This window comes from Rhodophyticola sp. CCM32 (assembly GCF_004751985.1).
In the GTDB taxonomy this organism is placed as follows: Bacteria; Pseudomonadota; Alphaproteobacteria; order Rhodobacterales; family Rhodobacteraceae; genus Rhodophyticola.
In genome coordinates this window covers 1,848,399-1,865,992 of the sequence record NZ_CP038492.1, presented here as the reverse complement: position 1 = coordinate 1,865,992, position 17,594 = coordinate 1,848,399, and the positions used below count along the sequence as shown (strand labels likewise).

At 61.8% G+C, this 17,594-nt stretch carries 15 protein-coding genes; 12 read left to right on the top strand and 3 right to left on the bottom strand.

Annotated features, from left to right (window positions below; all coding sequences use genetic code 11):
• The first annotated feature begins 470 nt into the window (after window positions 1–470).
• The 5 genes from E2K80_RS09100 to E2K80_RS09080 all read left to right on the top strand — a co-directional run bounded on the left by E2K80_RS09100 (window position 471) and on the right by E2K80_RS09080 (window position 5,448).
• Window positions 471–1,787: an MATE family efflux transporter gene (locus tag E2K80_RS09100; RefSeq protein ID WP_238475705.1), complete on the top strand. Its 1,317-nt coding sequence runs from the start codon at window positions 471–473 to the stop codon at window positions 1,785–1,787.
• A 54-nt stretch (window positions 1,788–1,841) separates the two neighbouring features.
• The gene (locus tag E2K80_RS09095; RefSeq protein WP_168193150.1) at window positions 1,842–2,255 is read left to right on the top strand and encodes a VOC family protein; all 414 of its coding nucleotides are present in this window, start codon (window positions 1,842–1,844) and stop codon (window positions 2,253–2,255) included.
• A gap of 115 nt (window positions 2,256–2,370) precedes the next feature.
• Window positions 2,371–3,162 carry a tryptophan synthase subunit alpha gene (gene trpA / locus E2K80_RS09090; RefSeq protein ID WP_135374728.1) on the top strand — a complete coding sequence of 264 codons (792 nt, stop codon included), beginning with the start codon at window positions 2,371–2,373 and terminating at the stop codon, window positions 3,160–3,162.
• A gap of 20 nt (window positions 3,163–3,182) precedes the next feature.
• On the top strand, window positions 3,183–3,896 hold the full coding sequence (locus E2K80_RS09085) for a hypothetical protein (RefSeq protein WP_135374727.1): 714 nt from the start codon (window positions 3,183–3,185) through the stop codon (window positions 3,894–3,896).
• Between the two features lie 388 nt (window positions 3,897–4,284).
• Window positions 4,285–5,448, top strand: coding sequence for an alpha-hydroxy acid oxidase (locus E2K80_RS09080; protein WP_135374726.1), 1,164 nt, complete (start codon window positions 4,285–4,287; stop codon window positions 5,446–5,448).
• 52 nt (window positions 5,449–5,500) lie between these two features.
• On the opposite strand, the gene E2K80_RS09075 is transcribed toward E2K80_RS09080, so the two are convergent.
• Window positions 5,501–6,646 (bottom strand): MFS transporter, encoded by a 1,146-nt coding sequence (locus E2K80_RS09075; RefSeq protein WP_135374725.1) that lies wholly within the window; start codon window positions 6,644–6,646, stop codon window positions 5,501–5,503.
• A gap of 146 nt (window positions 6,647–6,792) precedes the next feature.
• Between E2K80_RS09075 and E2K80_RS09070 the strand changes: the two genes are divergently transcribed.
• The 7 genes from E2K80_RS09070 (at window position 6,793) to mnmH (ending at window position 14,518) form a co-directional block, all read left to right on the top strand.
• Window positions 6,793–7,458: a 50S ribosomal protein L25/general stress protein Ctc gene (locus E2K80_RS09070; protein WP_135374724.1), complete on the top strand. Its 666-nt coding sequence runs from the start codon at window positions 6,793–6,795 to the stop codon at window positions 7,456–7,458.
• A gap of 428 nt (window positions 7,459–7,886) precedes the next feature.
• On the top strand, window positions 7,887–9,500 hold the full coding sequence (locus E2K80_RS09065) for a BCCT family transporter (RefSeq protein WP_135374723.1): 1,614 nt from the start codon (window positions 7,887–7,889) through the stop codon (window positions 9,498–9,500).
• Between the two features lie 327 nt (window positions 9,501–9,827).
• Window positions 9,828–10,580, top strand: a complete 753-nt coding sequence (locus E2K80_RS09060; RefSeq protein WP_135374722.1) for a 5-oxoprolinase subunit B family protein — start codon at window positions 9,828–9,830, stop codon at window positions 10,578–10,580.
• Window positions 10,577–11,593, top strand: a complete 1,017-nt coding sequence (locus tag E2K80_RS09055; protein ID WP_135374721.1) for a biotin-dependent carboxyltransferase family protein — start codon at window positions 10,577–10,579, stop codon at window positions 11,591–11,593. The genes E2K80_RS09060 and E2K80_RS09055 overlap by 4 nt, the downstream gene beginning before the upstream one ends.
• A complete protein-coding gene (locus E2K80_RS09050) occupies window positions 11,590–12,363 on the top strand; it encodes a LamB/YcsF family protein (RefSeq protein ID WP_135374720.1) in 774 nt (257 codons plus the stop codon). The genes E2K80_RS09055 and E2K80_RS09050 overlap by 4 nt, the downstream gene beginning before the upstream one ends.
• A 99-nt stretch (window positions 12,364–12,462) precedes the next feature.
• Window positions 12,463–13,347 carry an NAD(P)-dependent oxidoreductase gene (locus E2K80_RS09045; protein ID WP_135376543.1) on the top strand — a complete coding sequence of 295 codons (885 nt, stop codon included), beginning with the start codon at window positions 12,463–12,465 and terminating at the stop codon, window positions 13,345–13,347.
• A gap of 127 nt (window positions 13,348–13,474) precedes the next feature.
• On the top strand, window positions 13,475–14,518 hold the full coding sequence (gene mnmH / locus E2K80_RS09040) for a tRNA 2-selenouridine(34) synthase MnmH (RefSeq protein ID WP_135374719.1): 1,044 nt from the start codon (window positions 13,475–13,477) through the stop codon (window positions 14,516–14,518).
• A 109-nt stretch (window positions 14,519–14,627) separates the two neighbouring features.
• On the opposite strand, the gene selD is transcribed toward mnmH, so the two are convergent.
• Together selD and truA are read right to left on the bottom strand one after the other, a co-directional pair.
• Window positions 14,628–16,808 (bottom strand): selenide, water dikinase SelD, encoded by a 2,181-nt coding sequence (gene selD, locus E2K80_RS09035; protein ID WP_135374718.1) that lies wholly within the window; start codon window positions 16,806–16,808, stop codon window positions 14,628–14,630.
• Complete coding sequence (gene truA / locus E2K80_RS09030; protein WP_135374717.1) at window positions 16,805–17,584, bottom strand: tRNA pseudouridine(38-40) synthase TruA; 780 nt, start codon at window positions 17,582–17,584, stop codon at window positions 16,805–16,807. The genes selD and truA overlap by 4 nt, the downstream gene beginning before the upstream one ends.
• Window positions 17,585–17,594 lie beyond the last annotated feature (10 nt).

Below are 17,594 nucleotides of genomic sequence, written 5' to 3'. Positions count from 1 at the left end.
GGCATCTCGGGCCTGTTGACGTTCATATTTGACCACTGGTTTCAGTCCAAAATTGCTCAGTTCCAGGCAAGATCGCGCAGAACTAGCCCGCTAATGCAAGCGATCTTAACGCAGAAATGGGCAATTTTGGCGCACTCCCTTCGGGACGCGGCCCATTTTGCCTCTGACATTGCCGAATTGCCCTTCTGATGGCCCACATCGCTGTGTTCAATTCAACGCGCCAGCGGCAAAACGGGTCTCGCGCCAGTGGCCAAAGATGAACGTCAACAGGCCCGAGACTGGCAGGGGCCTGCCCGTCAAGCCGATCTCCGTCTTGACTTGGGTGTTGCCCAAGGTAGTGTCGCGCGCGCAGGCCCCGACGGGCTGCCCTCGCGTGGCTGAGGAGACGCCATTTCGCGCAGACCGGGCGCCCGCCGGATGCGCAACATGTCAGACCCATGTCGGTTCCAGATTACACAGACCCCGGCCCCGTGCCGTCGGGCGCCAGCACCCGTGCCGAGGTGATGCCGCTGCTGCGCCTGTCGATGCCATTGATGATCGCCTTTGCGGCGGCCACGCTGATCGGTGTGGTCGATACGGTCATGATTGCGCCCCTGGGCACCGTGCCGCTGGCCGCTGCCGGGATCACCACGGCCTTTCTGATCATCCTGATATCGGGGCTTTGGGGGCTTGTGACCGTGATCGGGGTCGAGATCGCACAGGCCCATGGCGCGGATGATGCGGGCGAGGTTTCGGCCCATCTTCGCCATGGGCTGGCGCTTTGCGCGATTGGCGGGGCGGGCGCGGGGCTGGTGATGGTTCTGGCCTTCCCGCTTCTGCGCTGGCTCAACCAGCCGCCCGAAGTGATTGCCATCCTGATGCCCTACTGGATCAGCATGGCGATCTGGCTGGTGCCGATCCTGATGTTCTTCGCCTTCAAGACGCTGTTCGATACAATCGGCCGGCCCTGGACCGGTGTGGCGATTTCCTATCTTGGGGTGGTGGTGAATGTGCCGCTGAATTACGGGCTGATCCATGGGGTTGGCATGGGGTTGGTGGGGGCGGGCATTGCCAGCGTTCTGTCCAGCAGTGCCACGCTTCTGGTGGCCTGGCTGTTCTGGCACCGGGCATCTGATCTTGCGCCTTACCGGCAACGGGTCCCGATCAGCTGGGGGCGGATCAGGATGCTGTATCGTGAGGGGCTGCCGATCTGTATCGGCTATGCGGGCGAGGGCGCGGCCTATGCGTTTCTCGGGATCATACTGGGCTGGTTCGGTGCGGTGGAACTGGCCGCCAATCAGGTGGTCAATGCGATTGGCGGTGTCTTCTATGTGATCCCGCTTGGCATGGCGAGCGCGGTGTCGATCCGTATTGGTCTGGCCATCGGCGGGTCAGAGCGTGACCGTTTGCGTCCGATTCTCAGCGCTGCGCTTTGGATCGTGACGCTTTGGATGCTGGCCATCACAGCACTGTATATCTTCGGCGCGCGCACCATGTCAGAGGCTTTGACCCGGGATCTGGCCGTGGTCGATCTGGCCGTGGGTCTTTTCATCGTGGCAGCCCTGGTCCAGGTTGCCGATGGGGTCCAGTCAAGCACGCTTGGCGCGCTGCGCGGCATGTCGGACAACCGGGTGCCGACGGCGATGACATTGATCAGTTACTGGCCGCTTGCACTGCCTGCGGCCTATGTTATCGGCTTTCCCATGGGCTATGGCGCAATCGGGGTCTGGGCCGGGTATGGCCTGGGTATCGCATTGGCCGCGATCCTGCTTTCGGTCCGGTTCTGGCGGCTTACAGCGGCGCGTTGAGGTGATATGTGCTAGGGTCATCTGCATCAGGACCATATGCAAAGAGGTTTTCCCATGACCCCCATCCCCTATCTGACCTTCCAGGGCACCTGCCGCGAGGCGATGACATTCTATGCCGACGTGTTCGGCGGAACGCTTGATATGATGATGAAGCCCGGTGATGCGCCGGATTTCGAGGTGCCGCCCGGCAAGGAAGACTGGGTGATGCATACGGGCCTCCAGTTCGAGGGGGGCGGGGCGCTGTTCGCCTCGGATGACATGTTTGGTGATGCGATGCCGATGCAGGGCAGTTCGATCCATATGGCCTTTCCCACTGCCGATGAAGGCCGGGCTGCGTTTGAAAAACTGGCCGAAGGCGGGGATGTGCGCATGCCCTATGCCGCGACCTTCTGGACGGCGGGCTTTGGCACTCTGAAAGACCGGTTCGGGACCAACTGGATGATCTCGACCGAGCAGGAACCAGCCTGAGCGCGCCCGGATTTCCCCCGGAAATCCGTCTGGAAAACGCGCGTTTTCCGGTGCCCATTGATTTCCTGTGCCACATGGCCCAAACCCGCGCGAAGAGATCTTACAAGGACGGCCCATGACACGGATCGACGATACATTTGCGCGGCTGGCGGCCGAAGGGAAAAAGGCCTTTGTCGCCTATGTCATGGCCGGGGACCCTGATTATGACACCTCGCTTGAGGTGATCAGGGGCCTGCCCGGCGCGGGTGTCGATATCATCGAACTTGGTTTGCCTTTTACCGACCCGATGGCCGATGGCCCGACGATCCAGCTGGCCGGGCAACGGGCGCTTGAGGCGGGGCAGACGCTGGAAAAAACCCTGCAAATGGCCCGTGAGCTGCGCAAAACCGATGACCGGACACCGATTGTGATGATGGGCTATTACAACCCGATCTACAGTCGCGGGGTTGACCGGTTTCTGGCCGATGCCAAAGCGGCGGGGATCGACGGGCTGATCGTGGTTGATCTGCCACCCGAGGAAGATGAGGAACTGTGCCTGCCCGCGCAGCGCGCCGGTCTGAACTTCATCCGTCTGGCCACGCCCACAACCGATGATGCCCGCCTGCCCAAAGTGCTGCAGAACACGTCGGGTTTTGTCTATTACGTTTCGATCACCGGTATCACCGGCGCGGCCGAGGCCGAGGCGAAAGATGTCGCCCCCGAAGTGGCGCGGATCAAGGCGCAGACCGATCTGCCGGTGATCGTGGGCTTTGGCATCAAGACGCCTGCCGCCTCGCAATCCATTGCCGCGGTGGCCGATGGGGCGGTTGTCGGCTCTGCCATCGTATCTGAAATTGCTGCGGGCAAACCGGTGTCCGGGGTTCTGGCCTTTGTCAAAACACTGGCTGATGGCGCGCATCGCGCGTGAAACGATAGGAGTATCCAGACATGTACCCGCGCGCGGCTCGCATTTTCCGTCACCTTTTTCCATTCCTGACACTCATGGCCGTGATCTGGGAAGCTGTAGTGCTTCTTGTCGGACAGGATTCCTCGGGTGCGAATTTGGTCGTATATTGGCTTCTGGCGTTGATCTTTCACCGGTCGGTTCTTTTGGGCGAAGACGTTAACCTCTGGGGCGTTAAAAAGAATAACGCGCCGGATATCGGAAAATGGCCGTTCGGGCAGTTTGCCTGGCGGAGCGTGATCCTGATTGCACCATCTGTAATGATCTTCATTTTGGTGGTTTTCGTTGTTTTCAGAGCAGTCGACGATGGCAGGTCTGAAACCGCGATTTTGATGGCGCTCCTTACTACGGGGCTTTTCTTCCAATTCTGGGCGGCTGGCTTCGGCACGATGCTTCCGGCAGCGGCCGTTCATGGGGACGCGAGCTTTTCCGCAGCTGCTCGGCGCGGCAAGCGAACCTATTGGGCAACATTTGGGCGGCTAATGGCGGGAGGGTTTCTTACTACAATACTGCTGTTTGTTGCCATGATTGGGCTTGCAACGATGTGGCCGGCACTGCTTGACACCGAGATACAACCGATTTGGCTGATCTTTCTGATTGATGTCATTCTCAGATTGGTTGGGTTCATCCCGACATTGCTGACGGCAGTCGCACTTTCGATGGCATATGAACGTTTCGAAGGCGCGATCACAGACTGAAATCATGGCTCAGCCGCGCCTTCCTTGTTCTCAGGTCAGCGATGCCATGGATGCGCAGCATAGCCAGGTTTTGCGGTGAAACGGAAACGGGCCGCCTATCGTTTCGGATTGAGCTTCTGAACCACCCCACACCCTCCGTCCCGTCCGGCGGCAGCGCCCGTACCGCCCCCAAAGGGCGCGGGCGCTTCGCTTCCTGCCCCTCGGTTCGGGCTCTGCCATCTGCGCAATATATATGTGGTACAGAATTTCAGGCCAGCGCTTCAGCACCAGATCAAAAGAGTGATCGGACCTTTGACCGGCAGCCATTCCACGACTGTTCTGCTGCATTGCATGAAATCTTTTGTATTGGTAATCCAACCTGACCAATGCGTGCCAAAGGGGGGAGATGATGCCCGTCATCACCGAGATCGAAGACCTGCGCCGTCTGCATAAGCGCCGCACGCCGAAGATGTTCTATGACTACGCGGAATCGGGCAGTTGGACCGAACAGACTTTTCGCGACAACAGCAGCGATTTCGATCTGATCCGCCTCCGGCAGCGGGTGGCGGTGGATATGGCCGGGCGCTCCACCAAGGGCCGGATGATCGGTGAGGATGTGGCGATGCCCGTGGCGCTGGCCCCTGTGGGGCTGACCGGGATGCAATGCGCCGATGGAGAGATCAAGGCCGCCCGTGCGGCCGAGGCCTTTGGCGTTCCCTTCACACTCAGCACCATGTCGATCTGTTCGATCGAGGATGTGGCGGCGCATACGTCAAAACCGTTCTGGTTTCAGGTTTATACGCTGAAAGACGATGCGTTCATGCAGCGGCTGTTTGATCGGGCCAGGGCGGCGCAATGTTCGGCGATTGTGATCACCGTTGATCTGCAGGTTCTGGGGCAACGCCATCGTGATCTGAAAAACGGTCTCAGCGCGCCACCGAAACTCACGCTGAAATCCATCGCCAATCTGGCCACCAAAATCCCCTGGGGGCTGGAGATGCTGCAAACCCGGCGGCGGGGGTTCGGCAATATCGTCGGCCATGCCGCCGGGGTCAGCGATGCCTCCTCGCTTGGGGCCTGGACGGCAGAATCGTTTGACCCTTCGCTTGACTGGGAGCGGATCAAACAATTGCGCAAAATGTGGGGCGGCAAGGTGATCATCAAGGGCATTCTGGATGCCGAGGATGCGAAACTGGCCGTGGATGCCGGGGCCGATGCGATTGTGGTCTCAAACCATGGCGGGCGCCAGCTTGACGGGGCGCTGAGTTCGATCCGGGTCTTGCCGTCGATCATGGAGGCCGTGGGCGACAGGGTTGAGGTGCATCTCGACAGTGGTATCCGCTCGGGTCAGGACGTGCTTAAAGCGCTCGCGATGGGGGCAAGCGGCACCTATATCGGGCGCGCTTTTGTCAATGGTCTGGGCGCGATGGGGCAGGCCGGGGTGACCAGGGCTTTGGAGATCATCCAGAATGAACTGGATGTGACCATGGCGCTCTGTGGGGAGCGGGAGGCCGCCAATCTGGGGCGGCATAATCTGCTTGTGCCGAAGGATTTTGAAGGGGAATGGGTGTAGGGCGCCCGGCTTTTGACGGGCCGGTGCGGTGAACAGGTCGGCCAGAAACCGGTTACCCGGTCTGCCCCGCCTGCTTCTTCAGCAGCAGGGTCAGAAGCGGTGTGCCAAGGGCCAGAAGCCCGACCATAACAAAGGCGATGCGCAGACCGAATGCGCCTGAGATCAGGCCCATCACCGCAGGCGCAAGAACAAATCCCGCAAACCCGATAACCGCCCCGCGCGAGATTGCCGCCGTGCGCTGTTCCGGCGCGACGGAGCGGCCCAGAAGCGCCAGCCCCATGGGCCCGACAACCGAGATGCCCAGCCCCATGGTGCCAAATCCCAGATAGGCCAGTGCCGGGCTTGTTGCGGTTGCTGCGATCATCGCGCCAAGGCTGGCCATGACGGTGCCGAAAACAATCACCATCTGTTCCGAAAACTGCTCTGACACCGCTTGCCCCGAGAACCGGCCAATTGCCATGGTCAGACCCAGAATCGCCGGGCCAAATGCCCCTTCGGCGGCGCGCCCGCCCAGGGTGCGTTCAATATGCAGGGCCGACCAGGCTTCGACCGAGGCTTCTACGAAAAAGGCCAGCAACACGATGGCACCGCAGATCAGAACCACGGGCCATGGAAAGCGACGGGTCTTGCGCGCAGTATGATCAACCGGTTCAACCGGCATTCTCATCCGCGTGGACAGCAGGATGATCAGCAGGCTCACCACCGCGAAATTGGCCGTTGTCGGCAGGGCCAGTTCCCGCCCGAGCCCGGTCAGTATGGCCGCAAAGGCATAGGCGACGGAAAACATGGCGTGGTTTGCGTTCATCAAGGACCGGCCATGGCGCGCTTCCAGTTCCGACACGCGCGCATTCATCACCACGTCAAGCAGGCCGGAGCCCAGACCGGCCAGCAGCATTGCCATAAAAAAGATCAGGGGGGTTCCAGCCAACCCCGGCAACACGAACACCGCCGCGAGGCAGATTGCGGCCACCGGCATGGCCCGTGTGCCAAGCCTGCGGTCCATCCAGGGTGCGATCCACATGGTGGACAGCAAGCCGATGGAGGTGCCCAGCAACAATACGCCAAACAGCGCATCACCGGCCCCGACATGTGCCTTGATCACCGGCACCTGCGCCGCGAAACATCCCCAGACAAGCCCGACCGAGACAAAGCCGGCAACAGGCGCGTGGGACAGGCGAAGGGCGGATAGAACAGACATCAATCGCGCTTGCCACGAGGGGCAGACCGGCACAAGTGATCAAATCATGAAATGGCCTTTTCAAACCCGCCTATCTGCCCTATACGCGCGGCTTCACGCGGCCCGACACCCTTGGAGGCAGCCGCAATTATTGATGGAGAATAGCAATGGCTGGAGAGATCCCAGATCTCGTAGCCGAGGCACGGACGGGGACAGGCAAGGGGGCCGCCCGTCAAGCACGCCGCAATGGCATGGTGCCCGGTATCGTTTATGGTGGCGAAAGTGATCCGCTGCCGATTCAAATCCCCTTTAACGTTCTGCTGAAGCGCCTGAAACAGGGCCGTTTCCTGTCGACCCTGTTCAATATGCAGGTCGAGGGCGAAGATGACGTGCGGGTGATCTGCCGCAGCGTCCAGCGCGATGTGGTCAAAGACCTGCCGACGCATGTGGATTTCCTGCGTCTGCACCGCAACACGCGGATCAACCTGTTCATTCCGGTTGAATTCATCAACGAGGAAACCGCGCCGGGCCTGAAAAAGGGCGGTGTGCTGACTGTGGTCCGCCCCGAGGTCGAACTGATGGTGACGGCAGCCGATATCCCCGAGAAACTGGTTGTCGATCTCGACGGTCTGGATATCGGCGATACGGTCACAATCAGCGCGATCGAGTTGCCGAAAGGCACCCGGGCGATCATCGACCGCGATTTCGTGATTGCGAACCTGACCGCACCGTCCAGTCTGCTCTCGCAGGAAGCTGATGATGAGGCGGAGACCGAAGGCGAAGAGGGCGCAGACGCCGCCGCCGAGGGCGAGACCGAGGGCGACGCAAGCTAAAACGTTTCGGATTGAACCCGAAACGCTATCAGGCAGCGGTCCGGCCCTGACCTGAAACCATTTACACCCCCCCGTCAATCAAAGCCGGGGGGTGTTCTTGTATGGATGAATGCCCATTGAGACCCACGGCCATCCGATGTCTGCACGTCACCCAATGCCAGCGGTCAGACGGTGCGGTCAGGTAGATGCGAAACCTCTTCCAAAGGGCTGTAATAATTGGATTTTTATAGAAGACTTCTGTTGCAAAAAGTAACGTCTTAAGACGGGCAGCGCCACCACATCTGATCGTCAGCACGGGTAAGCCGCCACGACCTGAATGTCCTATAACTTGCAGGTTTCAAGGGGCCGTGCGAGGTTGAGGTTCAACAAAAATACAAAATCAGCCTGCCGTGCAGACATATCACGGCACTATAAATGCAGGGAAACCCATGGCAGATGCAACGACGGACGGCGATGAAATAGAAGCCGATTTTGAGGTTGGGCAAGACAATATAGACGGCAATCTCGGCCCTTTTGGGTTCGATATTCATAATCCGGTTTTTGTCATCTCCGGGTTGACCGCTGTCGCTTTCGTCCTCCTCACATTGATTTTCCCTGACCAGGCAGGTGACATTTTTGCGGATGTACGTGACTTCTCGATCACCAAACTTGACTGGTTCTTCATGATCATCGTGAATATCTTCGTGATATTCTGTATCGTGTTGATTTTCCTGCCAATGTCGAAGGTAAGGCTGGGCGGGAAAGAGGCCGTACCCGAATATTCCTACCCCGCATGGTTTGCGATGCTCTTCGCTGCGGGAATGGGGATTGGTCTTTTGTTTTTCGGTGTTCTCGAACCGGTTTATCACATGAACGTTTCGGGCCCGTTGGGCGTTGCCTCACCCATAGCGGCAGATGGCAGTATCATCGCTGAAAATGTCGAGGCTGCACGCGCGATGGGGCTGGCCGCAACCTTCTATCACTGGGGGCTGCATGGCTGGGCCGTCTACGCCATCATGGCACTGGCGCTTGCACTGTTCACCTATAACAAAGGTTTGCCCTTCTCCATCCGGTCCTGCTTTTATCCGATCCTGGGTGAGCGGGTTTGGGGCTGGTGGGGACATGTCATTGATATTCTCGCCGTTTTTGCCACTCTTTTCGGCCTGGCAACGTCTCTGGGGCTGGGGGCACAACAAGCCAATGCAGGGTTCAACTTCGCGTTCGGTCTTGAAATTTCGACCAACGCCCAGGTGATCATCATCATACTGGTGACTGCGGTCGCCCTGGTGTCGGTTTATCGCGGCCTTGAGGGCGGTGTGAAAATCCTCTCTCAATTCAACATGATACTTGCCGTCCTCTTCTTTCTTTTCGTCCTTCTGGTCGGACCGACACTGGTTGGTCTGAACGGCTTCTGGACCGGGCTTGTTGCCTATACCGAAGAAATCATCCCGCTATCCAATCCGTTCGGTCGCACAGATGATGCCTATCGCGAAAGCTGGACCGCGTTTTATTGGGCGTGGTGGGTGTCATGGGCGCCGTTCGTTGGCATGTTTATCGCCCGCGTTTCAAAAGGCCGCACAGTTCGCGAGTTCATCATCTGCGTCCTGCTGATTCCATCGCTGATCATCTTTATCTGGATGGGTGTCTTTGGCGGTATCGCGATTGATCAGATCATCACCAGCCCTGAAACCTCTCTGGTCAAGGCGAATGTGATCGACAGTTATTCACCTGAACTGTCCCTCTTTGGTATGCTCAACGAATTGCCGCTGACCAGGATCGCATCGACAATCGCGATTTTCCTGGCGCTTGTGTTCTTCGTAACCTCATCGGATTCCGGGTCGCTGGTCGTTGATACAATCACGGCTGGTGGCAAGATCGACGCCCCGGTGCCGCAGCGCATTTTCTGGTGCGTTGTTGAAGGTCTGATCGCCATTGTGCTCTTGATCGGTGGTGGTTTGGCGGCCCTGCAAGCGGGTGTAACCGCAACAGGCCTGCCCTTCTCAATTCTCATGCTGGTCATGTGCTATACGATCTTCCAGGGCCTGCGGAAAGAACCACGCTAGACGCCACCCAACATCGTTACGGCGCGTCCCCCGGGGCGCGCCGATATCGGGTGAGGCGGCTTTTGTTAAAGCGTTTCGACTTACTGTTGAAACGCCTTTCGCTGTCTTTCGCCTTTGGCTCAAACGCGAAAGCCGTTACACCGTCTCAATATAAATTCGAAACGCTATAGGCAGGTTTTCGGGACATGCGACAGGGTGCCGTGTGACCCTGACCTTCCCTGACCCGCCCGGCGAACCGGCCCCGGTTGATTGGCCCATTGGCAGCACTGCCATCGCGCGGTATCACAGGGGTCGTGCCCCTCCAGCCCCGCGCAGATCAAGGATGTGATGCCACCCGTGCCCCCTGAAACCTGGCCTGTGATCCGCACCGTGGGCCTGACCGGTCTGCTGGTCAGTTTCGCGGATGTGTTCAGCGAGGCGGCAAACCGCGCCGCGCTCGCCTTTCGCGCCGCCGTGGATCGGCAGGATTGGCCGGGGGTGGAGGAAACCGCCCCTTCTCTGGTCTCGGTCTTTCTCAGGATTGACCCGCTGACTGCTGACCATACGCGGTTGAAGGCGCAGCTTTCCGAGGTGATGGCCAGTCGGGACTGGTATGCAGCACCTTTGCCCGAGGGGCGGCGTCTGTTCCGGGTGCCCACGGTCTATGGCACCGATCTGGCCCCTGATCTGCCCGCCGCAGCCGAGGCTGCCGGGGTTTCGGAGGCCGAGGCGATCACGCAGCTTTCCTCGGCCCGTTTGCGGGTTCTGACCGTGGGGTTCGCGCCGGGGCAGCCCTATCTGGGGGAATTGCCCGAAAACTGGAACCTGCCGCGCCGGGCCGAGTTGAACCCGATGGTGCCCGCCGGCGCGATGATCCAGGCGATCCGGCAATGTGTTTTGTTCTCGCGCCCCTCACCCACGGGGTGGCGCCATGTGGGGCAGACAGCTTTCCATAATTTCCGGCCTGACAGTGCCGATCCTTTTCCGCTGACCCCCGGTGACGAGGTGCAGTTTGTCGAAACCGATCGCGCCCATGTGGAACGATTGCTGGAGGACCCCGGCGCGCTTGATGGTGGTGCCGGGGTGGAGGTGATCGGATGAGTGTGCTGATCATCCACAGTGCCGGGCCCGGTGTCACGGTTCAGGACCTCGGGCGCCCCAGGCATCTGGTGCAGGGCCTTTCGCGCGGTGGGGCGATGGACCGGATGGCGCTTTACGAAGGGGCGGCACTGCTGGGTCAGGCCCCGGAAATGGCGGTGCTGGAAATGGTCGGCATGGGCGGTGTGTTCGAGGCCAGCGCCGCCACCCGTATTGCGCTCACCGGCGCGCCGATGAAGGCCAGTCTGGATGGCGCCCCGCTGATCTGGAATGCCAGCCACATGGTCCCTGCGGGCGCGAAACTGTCTATCGGTGGCGTGGTGCAGGGGGCGGCCGGGTATCTGCATGTGGGCGGCGGGTTCGAGACCGAAGGGTGGCTTGGGTCCCGGGCCGTGCAGTTGAATGCCGGGCTTGGCGGCGCGGTTGCGCCGGGCAGTCATCTGCCCATTGGCGATGATGCGGGCGGGCCGACCGGTATGATCCTGGATGTGGCCGACCGGTGTGCAGGCGGGGTGTTGCGCCTTCTGCCCTCGGTTCAGACCGGTTTTTTTGATGAGGCAACCCGGACCCGGCTGGAAACAACCGCGTTTCACCGGGATCCAAGATCGAACCGTATGGCGCTCAGGCTGGGTTTCGAGGGGCAGGGGTTTGCGCTTGAAGGGGCGTTGACCGTTGTCTCCGAGGTGATTGTGCCCGGCGATATCCAGATCACCGGTGACGGGGTGCCGGTGATCCTGATGGCCGAATGCCAGACCATGGGCGGGTATCCCCGGATTGCGACGGTGCTGCCCTCTGATCTGCCCCGTGCGGCGCAGACCCCGCCGGGTGTTCCCCTGCATCTGCACTTCATCACGGCAGAGGAGGGGCTGGCGGCGGAACGGGCCGATCTGGCTTTGCGCAAGGGGGTGCGCTCCCACATCCGGCCATTGGTGCGCGACCCGCGCGACATTCCCGATCTGTTGCGCTATCACCTGAGTGACGGGGCCGTTTCCGGCCATGAGGAGGAGCATCAATGAGCCTGAGCGTCGATCTGAATGCGGATATGGGCGAAAGCTTCGGCCCCTGGGTCATGGGCCGGGATGCGGAGCTTTTGCAGATTATCACATCGGCCAATGTCGCCTGCGGGGCCCATGCGGGCGACCCCGATGTGATGGCCGAAACCATGGCGATTGCGGTGGAAAACCGGGTGGGCATCGGCGCCCATCCGGGGTTTCCCGACCTTCAGGGCTTTGGCCGGCGGCGCATGCATCTGCCCCATAAGACATTGGCCAATTTCATCCGTTTCCAGCTTGGCGCGGCGCAGGCAATGGCGACAGCGGCAGGGGGAAAAATACGGCATCTGAAATTGCATGGGGCGCTTGGCAACATGACCTCGGAAGACGGGGAACTGGCGCGGGCCTGCTATGATGCGGGGCTGTCGGTGGACCCGGATATCATCATCATGGTTCTGGCGGCCACCGCTCAGGAACAGGCCGCGCGCGCGCTTGGCTGTGCCTGGGCCGGTGAGATTTTCGCCGACCGGGCCTATAACGAGGATGCAACCCTGGTGGACCGGTCCCAGCCCGGCGCGGTGATCCATGATGCCGCGATTGCGGGGCCGCGCATCGCTTCCATGGTCAAGGCAGGCGCGATCATCACCGGCAGCGGCCGGGAAATTCCGGCGGCCATCGACACGATCTGCCTGCATGGGGACACCCCCGAAGCGGTGGAGATTGCCCGCTCGGTCCGCGCGGCGCTGGAGACGGAAGGCGTTGCTGTGACGCAATTTCCCGGGCGCAGGGCCTGATCTGCCCGGATATGTGGCGATGCCGGTTGCTATTGCCGGAGACCCGTTTGAGGCATTAGGTCTCTGGCCGTGTAACAAGCCGCTTGAAGGGATAGGATGATGGCAAAACTGGCGTTTCTGGGTCTGGGTGTCATGGGCGCCCCGATGGCGGGGCATTTGCAGGCCGCAGGCCATGATGTGACGGTGTATAACCGGACAGAGGCGAAGGCCGAGGCATGGGCGGCCACGCATGGCGGTGGTTTTGCGCCCAGCCCGCGCGCAACGGTGGCGGGGGCGGAGTTCGTGATGTCCTGTGTCGGCAATGACGATGACCTGCGCGCCGTGGTTCTGGGCGAAGACGGGGCGCTGGCCGGTATGGCCCCGGGCGCGGTCTATGTGGATCACACCACGGTGTCTGCAACAGTGACCCGGGAGCTTGCAGCTCAGGCGGCAAAAGGGGAGGTCGCCTGGGTGGACGCCCCGGTATCCGGCGGGCAGGCCGGGGCCGAAAACGGGCAATTGGCGATCATGTGCGGCGGCGAGGCCGCAGCATTTGCCAGCGCAGAGCCGGTGATGGCGGCCTATGCCAAGGCCATTGTGCATTTTGGTGAGGTCGGGGCCGGTCAATTGACCAAGATGATCAACCAGATCTGCATCGCCGGTGCGATACAGGGGATTTCCGAAGGATTGTTCTTTGCGATGGAGGCCGGGCTGGACCCGAAAAAAGTGGCCGATCTGGTGTCACAGGGGGCGGGCGGTTCCTGGCAATTGGCGAACCGGGCCGCAACCATGGTGGACAATGAGTTCAACCACGGGTTCGCGGTTGACTGGATGCGCAAGGATCTGGGGATCGCTTTGGCCCAGGGCAAGGAAATGGGGCTGAGCCTGCCGGTGACCTCTCTGGTTGATCAGTTCTATGCCGAGGTGCAGCAGCTTGGCGGCGGGCGGTGGGACACGTCCAGCCTGATCCAGCGGTTCCGCAAGATGCATGGGATGGATATCTGACCAGATTGAGCCGCTTCGCGGCATTGTTTTTGCGACGTCGCGCGTGGCATCCGTGACATGCGGGCCTGAGCGTCGGGGGCTTGTGGCGCGGTTGTGGTAAGTATTTGGAAGATAGAGAAGGGGCGATGTGGGTCTGGCGGCATTTCTGAAATATGCGGGCGGGTTTGATGCGGTGATCGACGTGCGCAGCCCGGCGGAATTTGCCCTCGACCATGTGCCGGGCGCGGTGAACATGCCGGTTCTCAGCGATGTGGAGCGGGCGCGCGTCGGGACGATCTATACAAGGGACAGCCCGTTTGCCGCGCGCAAGATCGGGGCGGCTTTGGTGGCGCGCAATGTGGCGGCCCATGTGGAAAACGCGCTGATGGGGCAGGAGGGTGGCTGGCACCCGCTGGTCTATTGCTGGCGGGGCGGGCAGCGGTCAGGCTCTTTTGCCACGATCCTGCGGCAGATCGGCTGGCGGGTCGAGGTGCTGGAGGGCGGTTACCGGAGCTATCGGCGGCAGGTTGTTGAGATGCTTTATGATCAGCCGCTTGCCCACCGGCTGATCCGGCTGGACGGCAATACGGGCAGTGCAAAGACCGATCTGCTGGCTCGTCTGGCCGCGCGCGGTGTGCAGGTGGTTGATCTGGAAGGCTTGGCGGGGCATCGCGGGTCCATTCTGGGGGAGATGGCAGGCCCGCAACCGTCCCAGAAAGCCTTTGAATCCGCCTTGGCGCAGGCGGTTTGCGCTGCGGATCAGAACCGGGTTCTGCTGGTCGAGGCGGAATCGAGCCGGATCGGCGCCCTGCGTCTGCCGCCCTCGCTTTGGGCGGGGATGCGGGCGGCGCCGCGTCTGGTGGTGGCGGCCCCCGTAGCGGCCCGTGCGCGTTATCTGGCAGAGATCTATGCGGGTTATGCCAGCGATCTGCCGTGCTTGACCGCCCGGCTGGATCATCTGCGCCCTCTGGCGGGCCATGAGCAGGTTGATCACTGGATCGCACTGGCGCAGGAGGGGCAGTTACAGGCGCTGGCGGCGGGGCTGATCAAGGGGCATTACGACCCGGCCTATACCCGGGCGCGGGCTGCGGATACGACACAGATCATTGACCGGTTCGAAACCGACAATCTGGATGAGACGGCACGGGAGGTGTTGGCAGATCGACTGGCTGCCCGCCTGAGGCAGGTCTAGAGCAGAAATCGTTTAGTCTGGCTCAAAATTCTCTGCCTCCGGGTCAGCAAGCTACTGATCTCGAACGTGAATTTTGATGAGCGATGGTGCAGATTAAAACGATTTCGCTCTAAATCAGGGTGATGTGCGGTGCGCCCTCAGCCAGCGTTCCGATAATCGCAGCCTCATGGCCTGCCTTGCGGAGATCGGCGCAGGCCTCAGCGGCCTGACCGGCAGGCAGGGCCGCCAGAAACCCGCCGGATGTTTGCGGATCGAAGACAAGTGCATGACGCGGGTCATTTGCATCGCCGGTGATCTGCCCGGCCAGGGCGGTCCGGTTCTCCTCCTCAAGGGTGGCGTGCTGGCCTTGCCTGATCAGCGCTTCGGCCCCGGGGAGGACCGGCAGATCGGCCAGGGTGATCCGGGCCGAGAGGTTGGAGGCTGTGCAGAGGCCGATCAGATGCCCCGCCAGCCCGAACCCGGTAACATCGGTCATCGCATGCGCCACAGGGGCCAGTCGCAGGGCTGCATCGCCCTGGGGCCGGGACATCTGTGCCCAGGCCCTGGCCACATCGGCGCCTTGTGCCGCCAGCGCCATCTCGGCGGCGAGGATCACACCGGTGCCCAGGGGCCGGGTCAGCAGCAGGGCATCGCCGGGTTTGGCCCCGACAAGGGTCACAGGCGTGGCCTCGGGCAGGCCGGTCAGGGTGAAACCGATGCTCAGCTCTGCGCCCTGTGCGGAATGGCCGCCGACAATCTCAACCCCTTCGGCGGCGAAGACCGCGCCGGCCTCGGTCATGATCTCTGACAACCATGCGGCCTGCATGGCGGCGGTCATTCGCGGTAGGGTGATGCTGGCCAGGGCGGCCTGCGGGCGGGCGCCCATGGCCCAGACATCGCCCATGGCATGGATCGCCGCAACCCGGGCCAGCAGGCCCGGATCAGCGCTGAAAGCGCGCAGATGATCGGTGGTCAGCACAAGCGGGGTGCCCGCCACGGACAGCACTGCCGCGTCATCCCCCGGGCGGGTGAGCACATCACCGCGCAGGCCCTGGGGCAGGGTGTCAAGCGCCCGGGTCAGGGCTTTGCGCCCCAGCTTGGCCCCGCAGGCGCCGCAGGGGGCGGGCCCTTGCAATTCTGCGGCCACCCCCGTTGCCGCGCCTTTCGGTGGGGTGGGGGCAGGCATCGGGATCAACCCTTTGAACCGGTTCATGAAAGAGCGGTCGATCCGGTCTTTCCAGCGCCACATAAGCGGGCCTGACAGGGCAATGCCCTGTTTCTCGGCCAGGGCGGATTTCCCGCCAAGTGAGACCAGTTTCAGATAATCCTTTTGCGGCTTGAATGCCTGCGATGTGCCGCCGGTCAGGGCCGCGCGCAGGTTATGGGTCAGCACCGGGGCGGCGCGCACGGCGAAGACACCGGCCTTGGGGCGCGGCGCAAACCCCATATGGGCACAATCGCCCACCGCATAGATGGCCGGATCGGTGAGGGAGCGAAGCTGCGCATCCACCGTGATATACCCATCTTCGGTTTCCAGCCCCAGATCAGCGACCCATCCATGGGGCCGGGCCCCGGCGGTGCCGATTGTGAAATGACTGGGCAATGTGGTGCCATCGCTCAGATGCAGGGCATCGCGCGTCACCTTCGCTACGTCGATGTTTTCGATCAGGGGGATGCCGCTTTCGGCCAGGGTTGCGATCAGCCTGGCGCGGCTTTTCGGCGGCACCGCGGTCAGGGCCTCGACCCGCTCGACAATCCGTATTTCGGGCGTGCAGCCCATCCCGGTCAGCCGATGATGCGCGGCCATGGCCAGTTCCACCCCCGCCACACCGCCGCCGATCACGGTGACCGCAGGTGATGCGGGCGCCTCGGCACAGAATTGCGCCCAGGCGCCTGCAAACCGGTCAAGTGGTTTGGCGGGCACGGCAAATTCGGTAAACCCGGGCAGGGCGGGCATGGCCGAGGTCACCCCCACATCAATTGACAATATGTCATAGGCGATGGGGGCGGCGCGCCCGGCAACACTCACCTGACGGGCCTCCCGGTCCAGCCCGGTGGCAGCGCCGAGGATCAGCCTTGCCCCGGCGAAACGGGCCAGTTGCACCAGATCAATCTGCAAATCCTCATGGCCATAATGGCCGGCCACATGGCCCGGCAACATACCGGAATAGGGTGCCGTGGGGCCGGGGTTGATCAGCGTCAGCCGTGCGCCGGGCACCGGTTTCATCGCCCAGGCCCGCAGAACCAGCGCATGGGTATGGCCGCCGCCAATCAGCACCAGTTCTTTGACAAAGGGAATATCCGGGGTCATGCGGGGCTGCTTTCAAACGGGTCATCAGGGTATGTGACACCTGTGAGGTAAAGCCCGTCGGGCGGCGCCACGGGCCCGCAGGCGGCGCGGTCGGCGGCCTCCAGCGCGGTTTTCATATCCGCAGGTTCCCAGCCGCCGGAGCCGACCCGCTCAAGCGAACCGATGATCGAGCGGACCTGCGAATGCAGAAACGACCGGGCCCTGAGGCGCATCTGAAGCTCTGCTCCGTGATCCTGTGGCACCTTGACAATCTCCAGCGCATCAAGGGTTTTGACCGGGCTTCTGGCCTGACAGATCGTTGCCCGGAACGTGGTGAAATCATGTTTTCCGATCAGATGCCCGGCGGCCTCCTGCATGGGTTCCACAGCCAGACGGCCGCGCAGATGCCAGGCCTGCCCTGCCGCATGAACCAGGGGGGCGCGACGGTTGATGATGCGGTACAGATAGCGCCGTTCCACCGCCGAGAACCGGGCATGCCAGTCATCCTCTACCCTTGCGCAGGCCAGCACCGCGACCGGCAGGGGTTTCAGATGGTAGTTCAGCGCCTCTGACAGGCGAAACGGGGTCCAGTCGCGGGCCATGTCGCAATGGGCCACCTGACCGGTGGCATGCACGCCCGCATCGGTGCGCCCGGCCGCCGCAATGGTGGGCACATTGTCTTCCAGCCGGGCAAGTGCGGCCTCAACCGCGCCCTGCACGGTGGTGCAGTCGGTCTGGCGCTGCCATCCGGCAAAAGGCGCGCCATTATATTCCAGTTTCAGGGCATAGCGGGGCATGGTGTCCGCT

Excerpts from the sequence above, each read along its gene's own strand:
- E2K80_RS09095 (WP_168193150.1), top strand. The coding sequence starts at position 1,842 with ATGACCCCCATCCCCTATCTGACCTTCCAGGGCACCTGCCGCGAGGCG.
- trpA (WP_135374728.1), top strand. The coding sequence starts at position 2,371 with ATGACACGGATCGACGATACATTTGCGCGGCTGGCGGCCGAAGGGAAA.
- E2K80_RS09085 (WP_135374727.1), top strand. The coding sequence starts at position 3,183 with ATGTACCCGCGCGCGGCTCGCATTTTCCGTCACCTTTTTCCATTCCTG.
- E2K80_RS09080 (WP_135374726.1), top strand. The coding sequence starts at position 4,285 with ATGCCCGTCATCACCGAGATCGAAGACCTGCGCCGTCTGCATAAGCGC.
- E2K80_RS09075 (WP_135374725.1), bottom strand. The coding sequence starts at position 6,646 with ATGTCTGTTCTATCCGCCCTTCGCCTGTCCCACGCGCCTGTTGCCGGC.
- E2K80_RS09070 (WP_135374724.1), top strand. The coding sequence starts at position 6,793 with ATGGCTGGAGAGATCCCAGATCTCGTAGCCGAGGCACGGACGGGGACA.
- E2K80_RS09065 (WP_135374723.1), top strand. The coding sequence starts at position 7,887 with ATGGCAGATGCAACGACGGACGGCGATGAAATAGAAGCCGATTTTGAG.
- E2K80_RS09060 (WP_135374722.1), top strand. The coding sequence starts at position 9,828 with ATGCCACCCGTGCCCCCTGAAACCTGGCCTGTGATCCGCACCGTGGGC.
- E2K80_RS09055 (WP_135374721.1), top strand. The coding sequence starts at position 10,577 with ATGAGTGTGCTGATCATCCACAGTGCCGGGCCCGGTGTCACGGTTCAG.
- E2K80_RS09050 (WP_135374720.1), top strand. The coding sequence starts at position 11,590 with ATGAGCCTGAGCGTCGATCTGAATGCGGATATGGGCGAAAGCTTCGGC.
- E2K80_RS09045 (WP_135376543.1), top strand. The coding sequence starts at position 12,463 with ATGGCAAAACTGGCGTTTCTGGGTCTGGGTGTCATGGGCGCCCCGATG.
- selD (WP_135374718.1), bottom strand. The coding sequence starts at position 16,808 with ATGACCCCGGATATTCCCTTTGTCAAAGAACTGGTGCTGATTGGCGGC.
- truA (WP_135374717.1), bottom strand. The coding sequence starts at position 17,584 with ATGCCCCGCTATGCCCTGAAACTGGAATATAATGGCGCGCCTTTTGCC.